We start from the raw sequence: 13,266 nt of genomic DNA, 5'->3' as shown, positions 1-13,266 counted from the left end.
GGGCCCCGCCCGGTGGCGGGGCCCCTTCTTCTGGTGCCGTCCTGCTCGTGCCGTCCTTCCCGTGCCGTCCGTCAGCGTCGGGCGGCCGGGGTGTTGGCGGTGGTGACGTTGACGGCGGCCCACGCCGCGTCCACCGCCCGGTACTCGGCGCTGGTCGCTCCGTACATGTCGGCGGCGGCCTTGAGGGTCGCGGTCCGCGCGTCGTGGAAGTCGGTCGTGGAGACCATGTAGCGGGTCAGCGCGCGGTAGAAGATCGCGGTCGCCTTGGCGCGTCCGATGCCGGTCACCCGCGAGCCGTCGTAGGTCGGCGAGTCGTACGTCACACCGCCGATCGTCTTGCGGCCACTGCCCTCGGCGAGCAGGTAGTACGCGTGCGACGAGACGCCGGAACCGGCGTGCACCTCGGTGTCGTACGCCTCGGGCGACCAGTAGTCGATGGTGCCCTCCAGCTTGTCCAGGGAGGGGTGGTCGAGGCGGCGCAGGAACTTCTGGGCGAGGCCCAGCTTCTCGCCCATGAGGTAGTTGGGCGGGTTCTTCGGGTTGTTGGCGGAGAACTCGACGTTGGACCCGAAGACGTCGGCGAGTGACTCGTTGAGTGCGCCCGGCTCGCCGTACTGGTTGCCGTCCGCGTCCACCCGGGTGGGTTCGAGGGCGGCGGTGGCGTCGACGACGCCGTGGGTCAGCTCGTGGCCGGTGACGTCCAGGACGACCAGCGGCTTCTTGAACATGGCGCCGTCACCGTCGCCGTAGAGCATGCAGCCGCACGTCGAGTCCCAGAAGGCGTTGCCGACCTTGCGGCCGAAGTGGACCATCGCGCGGGCGCCGGTGCTGTTGTTCTTGATGCCCTTGCGGCCGAAGGTCTTCTTGTAGAAGTCCAGCGTCTGGGTGATGCCGTACTGGGCGTCGACCGCGGTGGTGGTCCGGTTGGCGGTGGTGCCGGTGCCCCACTTGTTGGTGGTACTGGTGAACTTCGTGCCGCGCGAGAAGGCTTCCAGTTCCGCGCCCTTGGCGTCCCGGGTCTCGGTGTTCCACCGGGTGGGGTCCTTGAGGAGAAAGCTGGTGCGCGCGGTTCGGGTCGTGGTCAGCGTCACCTTGCCGGCGAAGAGGGAGGTGCCGCTGCCGGTCGCCTTGACCGGGTAGCGGGCGGCCGCCGTCGCGCCGAGGAGGCCGGACGGCTGGGTGGCCACGCCCGTCACCGGGCTCGCCGTCTCGCCCTTCTCGCGCAGCGTCTTCTCCAGGTGCGGCGAGATGAACTCGTCGCTGTCGGGAGTGTTGCTGCGGATCCGCCCGCTCTGCGCGTCCACGACGACCGTGCGCGAGCCACCGACCTCGGTGGTGCCGCTGTCGATCACGCGCACCTGGTAGGCGAGGGCGGCGGCGCCGTCGCGGGCGTCGACGACGAGTTCGGCGCTGCCCGCGTCGCCCTGGGCGACCGCGGCGGCCTTCTGTTCGGCCTGCTGGGGCGTCAGCCTCGCCTCGGTCGTGGCCGGCTTGACGGCGTGGTCGGCGGCCCTGGTCACGCCCAGGTAGGCGGACTGCTTGCCGAGGTGGACGACGAGGTCGCCGCCGAGCACCGGGAGCCCCTGATGGCTGCGGACGAAGCGGACGTGCTGCTTGCCGTCCGGGTCCGTCATGACGTCCGTGGCCCGCAGGGTGTCACCCGGGCCGACACCGGTGGCCGGGGCGTGGGCGAACGCGGCGGCCCGGGCGGCCTCCACCGGCGAGGAGGCCGAAGTCGCGGCGCGGGCGGGCGAGTCGGGCGTCGCGAAGGCGGGGCCCGCCGGAAGCGTGGCCGCCGTCGTCACCGCGACGGCGATCGCCACGCGGCGTATGTGGGGTCTACGCACTGAGTTCCTTCGAACGGGGGCGGCCGGTGTCGCCAACCGCCCTGGGGCACGGCGCCGTTGAACGCCGTGGAGGCTGTCGGGCCCTTCCGACAGATGCGACGAGGGGGGCGGTGGTTGCCCGACGAGGTCCACCGACCCGCACATGTGATCGAGGTCGCAGCGCCTCCGGCCCACAGCGGGGGGGGAGCCGGAGGGGCGCAGGTGTCAGATCGTGCGGTGGGCGAGGGAGGTCAGGAGCGTCCGCAGGTCCGCGGCGGGACGCGGGGCCAGGGAGGCTCCCGCCAGCAGGGTGTCCGCCGCCGCGAGATGCCGGCGCGCCGCGTCCAGGGCAGCCGTGCGACCACCGTCCCGCTCGACCAGGGTCGCCGCCCGGCGTACGGCACCGTCGTCGAGGACGGCGGTGGAGGCGAGGAGTTCGGCGAGCGGGGAGCGGCCCGGCGCGGCCAGGGCGGCGAGAACGGGCAGGGTCTTCTTCCCGTGCCGCAGATCACCGTGCACCGGCTTCCCGGTGACGGCCGGATCGCCCCAGATGCCGAGCAGGTCGTCGGCGATCTGGAAGGCCACCCCGAGATGCCGTCCGGCACGGTCCAGGGCGGCGGCGGTCTCCCGCGGCGCGCCCGCGAACCCGGCCCCGACGGCCAGCGCGCAGCCGAGCAGGGCACCGGTCTTGTGCTCGGCCATCGCCTCGTACTCCCCCGCACTCACCGCGTCGGGGCCGGTCCAGGGGCGGTGGGCGAACAGCAGGTCGTCGGCCTGACCGCGGACCAGGTCGCGCGAGGCCCTCGTCAACCGCCGCACTGCCGCCGGGGCGTGGGCGGTCGCGGGCGCCGCGGTGAGGGTTTCGACGGCCAGGGCGAAGAGCGCGTCGCCCGTGAGGACGGCGGGGCCGGTTCCGTAGGCCTTCCACACGGCGGGACGGCCGCGGCGCAGCGCGTCGTCGTCCATGATGTCGTCGTGCAGGAGCGAGAAGGTGTGCAGCAGTTCCACCGCCACCGCGCCCGGCACGCCCGCCTCGGCGGAGCCTCCGGCCGCCTCGGCCCCGAGTACGGCGAGTGCCTGTCGTACGCCCTTGCCCTGGCGGTGGGTCGCGGGGGCGCCGCCGACCTCGCAGCGGCCCAGCGCGTAGCCGGCCATCTCCGCCACCCAGGGGTGCAGGCCGTCGACCGCCTCCGCGAGGGCCGGGGCGACCAGATCTCGGCAGCGCGCCAGGATCTCCGGGGCGGCGGGCGGCGCCGTCAGGACCGTACGGGGAGAGGTCATCGGGCTGCCTCCGTGTCCGCGCCCTCCGCCGGGGTGAGGCCGAGCTCCGTCCGCGCCCGTTCGACCATCTCCCGGGCGTGTCGCAGCCCGATGCCCTCCAACACGCCGGCCAGTTCGGTGAGTTCGGCGGCGGTCTCGGCGCGGTCGCGGCCGAGCCTGGCCAGGGACTTGACCAGCCCGAGCCGGGACAGCGCCCGGCCGCGCGGCTCGCTCATCGCCTCGAACTCCGCCAGTGCCCGCGCGTAGAGGTCCCGGGCCCGCTCATAACGCCCCGCCCGGTAGAGGACGTTGCCGCGCATCTTGTGGTTGTAGGCGAGGGCCCCGGACAGGTTCATCGCCCGGCAGGACACCTCCGCCTCGCTCAGCAGTGCCAGCGCGCGGTCCGGGTCCCGGTCGCGTACGGAGACGATGTCCGCGAGGCCGCGCAAAGCCCAGGCGTGGCCGCGCCGGTCCTCGGCGCGCGCGGCGATCTCGGCCGCTTCCTCGAACATGGCGTACGCGGTGTCGTAGGCGCCGGTGTTGCGGTGTATCTGTGCGATGCCCTCCAGGGCCCACACGGTGTGGCGGGCCTCGCCGCGCTTGCGGGCCTCGGCCAGCAGTTGTTCGTGCAGGGCGGTCACGGCGGCGTAGTCGCCCTGGATGCGGCCGGTCTCCGCCAGGCCCGCCAGGGAGTAGCCGCGTACGACGACGTCCCCGGACCGCTCGCCGAGTTCGGCGGCCAGTCGCAGCAGCCGCCAGGCCAGCGGGAACGCCCCGCGCTGGCGGGCCAGGGTGCCGCCGCTCCACAGCGCCCACGCCATCGCGCCGGTGTCCCGGGCCGCGCGGGCGGTGCGGTAGCTCGCCTTCCATGCCCGGTCGGCGTCGGCCACCTGCCCGAGCCTGCGGTGCGCCTCGGCGACCGCCAGGCCCGACCGGGCCGCCTCGGCACGGGCGCCCTCGCGCTCGGCGGCGCGCAGTTGCTCGGTACCCGCCGCCAGGACATCGGTCAGCGAGGAGTTCACGGACAGGGTGGTCAAAGCGCCCTGGTACTCGGGGGCGAAGGCCTTGCCGTACATGGATCCCTTTCGATCGGCTGACTTGCACGGATCGGCGGCACCCGACGACTCGACTGTGCACCTACGTATACACACTCTGTATACACACCTTGTATACATAGAGCGCATAGTGTGCTGGATTTCCACTCGGGAATCCCTGCCGTATCGCGGCTGCCGCGCCGCCCACCCGTTGCCGATCAAGACGGCGATGGCGTGCACCAGGTTGCCTGTCGCGAAAAAGAAGCGCGAACCTCCGTCGCCCCCGGCATAGTTGGGCCCCGTGTCAGACAGAGAACCAGAAGCGCAAACGATCCCCGAGGGCCCGATGCGTCCCGGCGAGTTCCCGATCGACGCCTCGCTCGTGCGACGACTGCTGGCCGCGCAGTTCCCACGGTGGGCCGAGCTGCCCCTGAAGCGCTTCCCGTCGGCGGGTACCGTCAACGCCCTGTACCGGCTCGGCGACAACCTGACCGTACGCCTCCCCCGGATCGAAGGGGGCGCCGAGGACGTGGCCAAAGAAGCGCACTGGGTGCCGCGGCTCGCCCCGCTGCTCCCGGCCACCGTCCCCGAGATCCTCGCCACCGGCTCACCCGGCGAGGGCTACCCGTGGCCCTGGATGGTGCAGCGCTGGCTCGACGGCGAACCCCCGCACGCCGGCCGTCTCAGCGACCCGCTGCCCCTGGCCGCCGGCCTCGGCGCCTTCGTGGCCGCGCTGCGCCGGGTCCGGCTGCCCGACGGGCCGACCGCCTACCGGGGCGTGCCCCTGTCCACCGCCGATGCCGTGACGCGCGCCGCGCTCGACGAGCTGCGCGGCACGATCGACACCCCCGCCGCCACCGCCGCCTGGGAGGCGGCGCTCGCCGCGCCCGCATGGACCGGTCCGCCCATCTGGGTCCACTCCGATCTGATGCCCGGCAATCTGCTCATCCGCGGGGGCCGGCTCGACGCCGTGCTGGACTTCGGCACCGTCGGCGTCGGCGACCCGGCCTGCGACCTCATCCCGGCCTGGAACCTGCTCCCCGCCGAGGCGCGGGACACCTTCCGACAGGCGGCGGGCGCCGACGACGCCACCTGGGCACGGGGACGCGGCTGGGCCCTGTCCATGGCGCTCCTCCAGCTCCCGTACTACCGCGTCACCAATCCGGTGATCGCCGCCAACGCCGAGCACGTCATCCACGCGGTCCTCACGGAGGCCGACGACAGGCCCTGAGACATCAATGGAACGTATATTCGAATACGGAGTACGCTGGAGGTATGTCCACGCACCTCCAGGGCTCGCTGTTCGACCAGACCGACGAGCTCCACCTCAGTCAGTTGAACGCGCTGCGCCGGACGGTCCTGGGCGACGGGGCCTGGATCGACCTGTTGCCCGGATGGCTCAGCGGCGCCGACGCCCTGTTCGCACGGCTCGTCGACGAGGTGCCGTGGCGGGCGGAGCGGCGGCAGATGTACGAGCACATGGTGGACGTACCGAGGCTGCTCGCGTACTACCGGGCGGGCGACGCGCTGCCGCACCCGGTCCTCGACGAGGCGCGACAGGCGCTGTCCGCGCACTACGCCCGTGAGCTGGGCGAACCGTTCACCACCGCGGGCCTGTGCTACTACCGGGACGGCCGCGACAGCGTGGCCTGGCACGGGGACCGGATCGGGCGGGGCGCACGGGAGGACACCATGGTCGCGATCCTCTCCGTGGGCGCTCCGCGCGACCTGTTGCTGCGCCCGCGCCACGGCGGGGAGACCCTGCGGCGCCCGCTCGGACACGGCGACCTGATCGTGATGGGCGGCTCCTGCCAGCGCACCTGGGAGCACGCCATTCCCAAGACGGCGCGGGCGGCGGGGCCGCGGATCAGCGTCCAGTTCCGTCCGAACGGCGTGAACTGAGACGGGGGCGGGTGTTCCGGTCCGGCAGGGCCCTTCGCCTCACGGCGTCAGGAGTGCCTGGACCGTGGGGCCGTAGCGGTCGACGATGTCCTCGATCGCGGTGGCGCGCAGCCGGGTGCCGCGTGCGATGCCGTACATCGCGCCGAGCCCGAGCAGTGTGCCGACGGCGAGTTCGGCGCGCAGGCCCGCGTCGGGGCCGCTCAGCCGCAGGGCGAGGCGGTCACTGACCTGGGTGCGGAAGTTGGCGCGCATGATGTCGCCCTGGTCGCCCTGGTGCGGGGCGAAGATGATCCGCAGGACGGGGTCGGCTCCGCGCTCGGTCTGACCGACGAGCACCTGGCGGACCATGTGGGCGCCGAGTTGGTCCAGGGGTGCGTCCAGGAGGGCGGCGGCGTCCGTCTCGAAGGACATCACGCGCCCGAAGAGCGCGTCTTTGTTCCCGAAGTACTTGAGGATCAGCGGAGCGCTCACCCCCGCGCGGTCGGCGATCGCCTTGAGCGTGATGTCCGCGTGGGCGTGCCGGGCCATCAGATGGCGGGCCGCGCGGAGGATGGCCGCCTTCGTGGCCTCGGCGTCGCGGCGCGGTGGGTCGATCGGGGCCGCGCTGAGTCCGGGGGGCGGAGTGGACACGGTGCTCAGGCTCCTTCGAATGCCTCGTCCCGAGGTACGTCCGAACTGCTGAAGGCCCGTCGGGTGTCGGGGAGTGTGGGGTCGGCGGGTATGACGAGGGCGGCGGCACAGGCCACCAGTGCGACCGTACCCGCCATGGCGAAGGCCAGCAGATAGCCGTGCAGCGTGGGGATCGGGGTACCCCTGACGAGGCTGGTGTGGTGGATCAGGATGGCGGCGACGGCGGCGCTGCTCACGGCCTGGCCGACGGTGCGCATCAGCACGTTGACGCCATTCGCGGACGCGGTCTGCCCGGCGGGCACGGCGCGCAGGATGAGGGTGGGCAGCGCCGAGTAGGAGAACGCCGTTCCCATCGCGCAGACCGCGGAGCCCAGCAGGATCACCAGCAGGCTGTGGCTGTTGATGATGCGTATGCCGTAACCGGCGGCGATGACCAGGGTGCCGAGGGCCAGCGTCACCCGGGCGCCGCGGGCCGCCGAGATACGCGCCGAGACCGGCGAGAGCAGCAGCATGACCACCCCGCCGGGCAGCAGGACCAGGCCCGTCGCCACGATGGACAGCTCGAGGCCGTAGCCGGTCGCCTTGGGCGCCTGCACCAGCTGCGCCGTCACCAGGGAGTTGGCGTAGAAGGCGAAGCCGGTCAGGAGCGCCGCGATATGAGGCAGGGCGACGCGGGGGCTGGTCGCCAGTTTCAGGTCGACCAGGGGGCGTGCGGCGCGCAGTTGCTGCGCCCACCACAGGCCGAGGACGCAGACGCTCCCGACGAACAGGCCGAGGATCCGGGGGCTGGTCCAGCCCCACTGGCCGCCCTGTGACACCCCCAGCAGCAGACAGGAGAGCCCCAGGGCCAGACCCAGCGCGCCGGTCATGTCGAAGCGGCCCGGCTCGCGGACGGGCGACTCGCGCACCGCCCACCAGGCCAGCCCCGTCCCGAGGGCGCCGACCGCGGTCGTCCCCCAGAACATGACGTGCCAGCTGGCGTACTGAACCACCATCGCGGCGATCGGCAGGCCGAGGGCGGCGCCGATCCCGACGGTGGAGCTCATCAGCGCCACCGCGGAACCCGTGCGCTCGGGGGGCAGTTCGTCCCGCAGGAGACTGATCGACAGCGGTACGACGGCGGCCGCGGCCCCTTGCAGGGCTCGGGCCGCGATGAGTATGCGGATGTCGGACGTGAGGGCGCACATGAGCGAGCCGACCGTCATCATCCCGAGGGAGATCAGCAACACCTTCTTCTTGCCGTACATGTCGCCGGCGCGGCCCAGCACGGGGTTGAGCACCGCTCCGGTCAGCAGCGTCGCCGTCACCATCCAGGACACGGCACCCGCCGACGCACCCGTCAGCCTCGGCAGGTTGGGCAGCAGCGGCACCACCACCACCTGCATGACGGCCATGAGGCTCCCGCCGAGCGCGAGGACCGGGACCGTCAGTCGGTCACGCAGTGCCACCATGAACACTCCAGAAGTCGGCGCGAAGAAGAAAGGTGAATAGCAATTCACCATAGCTGGTGAATTGCTATTCACCCAAAGGGCGCCCTACTTCAGGGGGTGCTACCGGCGCGAGCGGGCCTGCACCGTGCGCGCCACGCGCGGACCCAGCCAGCGCTTGAACCGGCGCAGCGCCTCCAGTTGCCCGGCCGCGCGGTCGATCCGGTAGTACAGCTGCGGCGGGATGTACGGGAGCAGTGGAGAGTGGCGCTGGCCGAGCAGGGCGAACATCTGCGCCGGAGGGAGACGGATGTAACGCGGCAGGTTCTCGTACCACTGGGCGCTGTGCCGGGCGGCGCTCTGCACCGACAACAGCGCCATCCTGCGCTCCTGTTCGTAGTGGGCGAGGGCGGCGGACAGTTCCCGGTGCTCGCCCAGGGCTCCGGCCAGGGAGATGGCGTCCTCCAGGGCGAGGGTGGTCCCCGCGCCGATCGAGTAGTGCGTGGTGTGGGCGGCGTCGCCGAGCAGGACGAGGTTGCCGCGGCTCCAGGTGCGGTTGGTCAGGGTGCGGAAGTTCAGCCACTGCGCGCTGCCGTCGGCCTGCGCCCGCCCGATCAGTTCGTGTCCGCCGAGGAGGTCGACGAAGAGCTTCTCCAGCAGCGCCAGGCCGTCGGCCTCGCTCGCCCGGTCCAGCCCGAGACCGGTCCAGGTCTCCGGGGCGCACTCGACGACGCAGGTGCTCTGCCGGGCGCTGAATCCGTAGGCGTAGCACCAGATCCAGCCGTGGTCCGTCTCCACGAAGGCGAAGGTGAAGGAGTCGAGGACCTTGGTGGTGCCGAGCCAGATGTACAGGTTGCGGCCCAGGGTGATGTCACTGCCGAAGTGGTCGGCGTGACGGGCGCGCAGTGCGCTGTTGACTCCGTCGCCTGCGACGACGAGATCGGCCTCGGGCAGCCGGTCCACGGTGACCTCGTGCTCGAACTCGACGCGTACGCCCAGGGATCGGGCCCGCTGCGCGAGGAGGTCGAGCAGGGACCGACGGCCGATGCCGAACCCCTCGTCACCGTGGTGGACCGTCGTCCGGTCGCCGACGTGGGCGACGCCGTCGCTCCAGCACACCGAATGGTCGCGGACGGCGCGGGCGGACTCAGGGTCGCCCTCGTGGAGTTTGTCGAGCAGTCCCGCCCAGTACGTCACTCCCCAGCCGTAGGTCGATCCGGCCGGGTTCCGTTCGTAGACGGCGATGTCGTGGGACGGGTCCTGGCGCTTCATCAGGATCGAGAAGTACAGGCTCGCGGGTCCGCCACCGACGCACGCGATCTTCACGCGCACTCCAATTCGTCACACAAAGCGGTCGATTGATCACGTAGAGTAGCAGGCACGTGCGACCCCCGCGGTTCGCGCCAGCTTGCGGGCGTGAGCCGCGCCACCCGCCACCCGCCGACCCGGGAAGATCATCGGCGGAGCGTCCGCCGACCGGAGGAATTCCGCCTTCCGGTCGATCACGGACACCTGCCACAGCAAGATCATCCTCGTTCAACCTTGCACGACATTTACTTAATTGTCCTGATCGCGGCCAACCGACATCCGGCGATTTCTCCCGCTCTCCGACGAACCGATAGGCATATCGGGTCATCGACCGAGCTTGATCGCAGGAGGTCTCCGCATGCCAGAACTCACCCGTCGCCGTGCCCTCGGGGCCGCGGCCGCCCTCGCCGCCGCGGCCGGCACCCAGACCGTCGCCGTGGCCAGGGCCGCGGACACCGGACACCACGGCGGGTCCGAGGCCTTCGACGAGGTCTACCGGGGTCGTCGCATCACGGGCCGCGCCGCCGCCGGCGGCGGCCACCATCACGAACACGGCGCCGGGTACGCCGTGTTCATCGACGGGGTCGCGCTGCACGTGATGCAGAACGCCGACGGCAGCTGGATCAGCGTCGTCAGCCACTACGACCCGGTACCCACCCCGCGCGCCGCCGCCCGCGCCGCGGTCGTGGAACTCCAGGGGGCACCGCTCGTCCCCCTCGGCATGCCCATGCCCCAGCAGTGACCCAGCCCCGTCAGCACACCGTGGAGTCCCGCACATGACCGTACGCAAGAACCAGGCGAACCTGACCGCCGACGAGAAGCGGCGTTTCACCGACGCGCTCCTCCAGCTGAAGCGCAGTGGCCGGTACGACGCCTTCGTCACCACGCACAACGCGTTCATCCTCGGCGACACGGACAACGGCGAACGGACGGGCCACCGTTCGCCCTCCTTCCTGCCCTGGCACCGCAGATTCCTGCTGGAGTTCGAGCGGGCACTGCAGTCCGTGGACGCCTCCGTCGCCCTCCCGTACTGGGACTGGAGCACCGACCGTTCGCCCCGTTCCACCCTGTGGGCCCCCGACTTCCTCGGCGGCACCGGGCGCAGTCTGGACGGCCGGGTGATGGACGGCCCCTTCGCTGCCTCCGCGGGCAACTGGCCGATCAACGTGCGCGTCGACAGCCGTACATATCTGCGGCGTTCGCTCGGCAGCGGTGCCCGTGAGCTGCCGACCCGCGCGGAGGTGGACTCCGTGCTCGGCATGGCGACGTACGACATGGCGCCCTGGAACAGTTCCTCGGACGGTTTCCGCAATCACCTCGAAGGGTGGCGCGGCGTCAACCTCCACAACCGGGTGCACGTCTGGGTCGGCGGCCAGATGGCCACCGGTGTCTCCCCCAACGACCCCGTCTTCTGGCTGCACCACGCCTACATAGACAAGCTCTGGGCCGACTGGCAGCACCGCCACCCCGCCTCCGGCTATCTGCCGCTCGCCGGCACCCCCGACGTCGTGGACCTCGACGAGACCATGAAGCCGTGGAACGACGTGAAACCGGCGGACCTGCTGGATCACACCGCGTTCTACACCTTCGACACCGTCTGACCGCGCGTTCACAGGTCCGGTCCCGCTCGCCCCTGCTCACCGGGAGGGGCGACCGGGACCCCACGCCGCTCGTCCAGACGTCCTCCACCTGCCGGCCGTCCGCGTACCCGATCCGTACGTGCGGTGCGGTGGTGTCCGTAGCGTCCTGACGCAGCAGGGCGACGGGGCGCTCGGTGAGGACGACGGCGTCCTCCAGCGGCCACCGGGCGCCCACCTGGTACAAGGCCTCCTGCAGAGCTTCCGGGGCGGGCGAGCCTGGCAGCCCGGCGGCGGCGAGCAGGCAGCGCCAGTGGATCAACTCCCTTGCGGCGGGACAGCTGTCCAGCCTCCCGCCGAACTCCTGACCGGGCCGCGCCACGATCCGGTAGCGCCCCAGCTGACGCGGGTCCCCCGACTCCAGCGCCTCGAACACCCCTACGCCCGTCTTCGCACCAGTGTCCGGCACGCACTTCGGGGGCTGTCCGCCGAACTCTCGGCGGACAGCCCCCGAAGGAGATCGAGGCAGGGTGAGTACTACGCGTTGCTGGGCTCGGCCGTACGGCACTCGGGGTGCCCCCAGCCCTGGCCGTTCTTGGCGATGGGCTCACCCGCCGCGTAGGAGCGGCCGCAGACGCAGCGGCCCGGGAACTTGGCCTTGATCGTGCGGGCCGATGTGCCCTGCCGGGGTGTCTTGGCGGAGGCGGTGGCCGTGGTGCGGCGGCGGCCGGCGCCGGAGGGGGCCGGGGTGTCGGGAGACGGCGGGGGCTCCGGGGAGCCGAGGTCGCTGCCGGCGGGCTGCTGGGCGAGGGCGGCCTGGCTCGCGGCGCGGTCGGCGAAGTCGTTCAGCCGGTCGCCGTCGACCTGGTGGGCGGGGACGTAACGGAACTCCACGGTGCGGCCGTCGAGGAGTTCGTCGATGCGCGCGACCAGTTCCTGGTTGGCGACCGGCTTTCCGGAGGCCGTCTTCCAGCCCTTGCGCTTCCAGCCGGGCAGCCAGGTCGTGACGGCCTTCATCGCGTACTGGGAGTCCATCCGGATCTCCAGCGGGACGTCCGGCGCGATCGCCGTCAACAGGCGTTCCAGCGCGGTGAGTTCGGCGACGTTGTTCGTCGCCGTACCCAGCGCTCCCGCCTCCCAGCGGGTGGGCGTCTCCGCGCCGTCGGCCACGACCCACGCCCATCCGGCAGGTCCCGGGTTTCCCTTCGAAGCCCCGTCACACGCGGCCACCACACGTTCAAGCATGTCCCCGATCATGCCACGGTCCGGCGGCGGCTCCCCGCACGGGCCGGAGCACGCTCTCCCGCATCCGGGGGCTGGTGCCGAGCAGCCGCATACCCAGCAGCGTCGCCGTGTGCAGGACGTACTTGCCGTCACGATGGCTGGCGACCAGTCCCCCGTCGCGCAGCACGCCGATCTGGTAGCTGGCGCTGGGCAGCGCGATCCCCACGGCCTCGGCCACCTCGGAGGTGGTGCGGGCACTCTGTCCGGCGACCTCGGTCAGTACGGCGGCCCTGGTGCGGCCGAGCAGGCGCTCGACCCCGCCGTCCGTACCGTCCGCGACGGCGAGCGGAGTCTTCGCCACTGGGTACACGAGCACGGGATCCAGACCGGGGTCCGCCAGCGCGGTCGGTCTGCGCCAGCAGAAGTAGGAGGGCACCAGGAGAAGTCCGCGGCCCTCCAGGTACAGGTCGCGCTGGACCGGATAGTCCACTTCGAGCACGGGGGCATTCCAGCGCGCGACCGGGCGCAGGCTCTCCAGCAGTGCCTGGGTGCCGCCGTCGAGGAGGGCTCGGGCGCGCACCCCGACATCGTTGCCAACCGCCGTACGGATGTGCAGCCAGTGCGGTTCCAGGAGACCGCGGAAGTAGATCCCCAGGGAGTTCGCCAGCACCTTGAGCGCGTCGCTGCCCGGTCTGCCCAGCGAGGCGGCCCAGTTCGGGACCGGACGCGACTCGGCCAGCCGCGACACTTCGCGGACCAGTTGCACACGCGGTGTGCGCAGCAATTGGTCGAGTCCGGCGGAAAGACCGCCGCCGGTGACCGATGGGGTGAGGAAGTCCGGAATATAGCCGGTGGCGGGGATCAGGGCGCGCAATGGGCGCAGCGCGCGGCCCAGGTTCGAATCGCCGGAGAATCGTTGCCGTGCCGAGCGACGCCAATGTCCGAATTCCAGCGGTCCCTGGCCGGTTTCCAGACGGCAGACACTGCACATCAGTTCCCACAGGGGATCAGGCTGCCGGGCCACTCGAATGTTCTGAAGGTCGTCCGAAGTGAAGTGAATGCGGAGCATGAGGTCTCT

Annotated in this window: 12 protein-coding genes; 4 read left to right on the top strand and 8 right to left on the bottom strand. The window is 71.7% G+C overall.

What is annotated here, in order from left to right:
* Positions 1-71 precede the first annotated feature (71 nt).
* The 3 genes from ACIRA5_RS31745 to ACIRA5_RS31735 form a co-directional block, all read right to left on the bottom strand.
* Positions 72-1,847, bottom strand: a complete 1,776-nt coding sequence (locus ACIRA5_RS31745) for a M4 family metallopeptidase (RefSeq protein ID WP_403696466.1) — start codon at positions 1,845-1,847, stop codon at positions 72-74.
* A gap of 204 nt (positions 1,848-2,051) precedes the next feature.
* The gene (locus tag ACIRA5_RS31740; protein ID WP_403696464.1) at positions 2,052-3,107 is read right to left on the bottom strand and encodes a polyprenyl synthetase family protein; all 1,056 of its coding nucleotides are present in this window, start codon (positions 3,105-3,107) and stop codon (positions 2,052-2,054) included.
* Positions 3,104-4,162 carry a tetratricopeptide repeat protein gene (locus ACIRA5_RS31735; protein ID WP_403696463.1) on the bottom strand — a complete coding sequence of 353 codons (1,059 nt, stop codon included), beginning with the start codon at positions 4,160-4,162 and terminating at the stop codon, positions 3,104-3,106. The genes ACIRA5_RS31740 and ACIRA5_RS31735 overlap by 4 nt, the downstream gene beginning before the upstream one ends.
* A 304-nt stretch (positions 4,163-4,466) precedes the next feature.
* On the opposite strand from ACIRA5_RS31735, the gene ACIRA5_RS31730 reads away from it, so the two are divergent.
* Both ACIRA5_RS31730 and ACIRA5_RS31725 read left to right on the top strand, forming a co-directional pair.
* Complete coding sequence (locus ACIRA5_RS31730; protein WP_403696568.1) at positions 4,467-5,351, top strand: aminoglycoside phosphotransferase family protein; 885 nt, start codon at positions 4,467-4,469, stop codon at positions 5,349-5,351.
* A 44-nt stretch (positions 5,352-5,395) separates the two neighbouring features.
* Entirely contained in the window at positions 5,396-6,022 is a 627-nt protein-coding gene (locus tag ACIRA5_RS31725; RefSeq protein ID WP_403696462.1) for an alpha-ketoglutarate-dependent dioxygenase AlkB, read from the top strand.
* Positions 6,023-6,061: 39 nt separating this feature from the next.
* Here the strand turns inward: ACIRA5_RS31725 and ACIRA5_RS31720 are convergent, their stop codons facing one another.
* From ACIRA5_RS31720 to ACIRA5_RS31710, 3 genes are all read right to left on the bottom strand, one after another.
* A complete protein-coding gene (locus ACIRA5_RS31720; protein WP_403696566.1) occupies positions 6,062-6,661 on the bottom strand; it encodes a TetR family transcriptional regulator in 600 nt (199 codons plus the stop codon).
* The gene (locus tag ACIRA5_RS31715; protein WP_403696460.1) at positions 6,658-8,103 is read right to left on the bottom strand and encodes an MFS transporter; all 1,446 of its coding nucleotides are present in this window, start codon (positions 8,101-8,103) and stop codon (positions 6,658-6,660) included. Before ACIRA5_RS31715 ends, ACIRA5_RS31720 begins: the two co-directional genes overlap by 4 nt.
* 99 nt (positions 8,104-8,202) lie before the next feature.
* Positions 8,203-9,405 (bottom strand): FAD-dependent monooxygenase, encoded by a 1,203-nt coding sequence (locus ACIRA5_RS31710; RefSeq protein ID WP_403696458.1) that lies wholly within the window; start codon positions 9,403-9,405, stop codon positions 8,203-8,205.
* Positions 9,406-9,745: 340 nt separating this feature from the next.
* Between ACIRA5_RS31710 and ACIRA5_RS31705 the strand changes: the two genes are divergently transcribed.
* The gene (locus ACIRA5_RS31705) at positions 9,746-10,129 is read left to right on the top strand and encodes a tyrosinase family oxidase copper chaperone (RefSeq protein ID WP_403696457.1); all 384 of its coding nucleotides are present in this window, start codon (positions 9,746-9,748) and stop codon (positions 10,127-10,129) included.
* A 34-nt stretch (positions 10,130-10,163) separates the two neighbouring features.
* Complete coding sequence (locus tag ACIRA5_RS31700; RefSeq protein ID WP_403696456.1) at positions 10,164-10,988, top strand: tyrosinase family protein; 825 nt, start codon at positions 10,164-10,166, stop codon at positions 10,986-10,988.
* A gap of 513 nt (positions 10,989-11,501) precedes the next feature.
* Here ACIRA5_RS31700 and ACIRA5_RS31695 read toward each other — a convergent pair.
* The gene (locus ACIRA5_RS31695) at positions 11,502-12,221 is read right to left on the bottom strand and encodes a ribonuclease H (protein WP_403696455.1); all 720 of its coding nucleotides are present in this window, start codon (positions 12,219-12,221) and stop codon (positions 11,502-11,504) included.
* Positions 12,202-13,257, bottom strand: coding sequence for an ArsR/SmtB family transcription factor (locus ACIRA5_RS31690; RefSeq protein WP_403696454.1), 1,056 nt, complete (start codon positions 13,255-13,257; stop codon positions 12,202-12,204). The genes ACIRA5_RS31695 and ACIRA5_RS31690 overlap by 20 nt, the downstream gene beginning before the upstream one ends.
* Positions 13,258-13,266 lie beyond the last annotated feature (9 nt).

The organism is Streptomyces sp. NPDC096311 (genome assembly GCF_044763085.1).
Taxonomy (GTDB): domain Bacteria; phylum Actinomycetota; class Actinomycetes; order Streptomycetales; family Streptomycetaceae; genus Streptomyces.
Note: the sequence above shows the minus strand (reverse complement) of the source record. Positions and strands in the feature narration are given on the sequence as shown.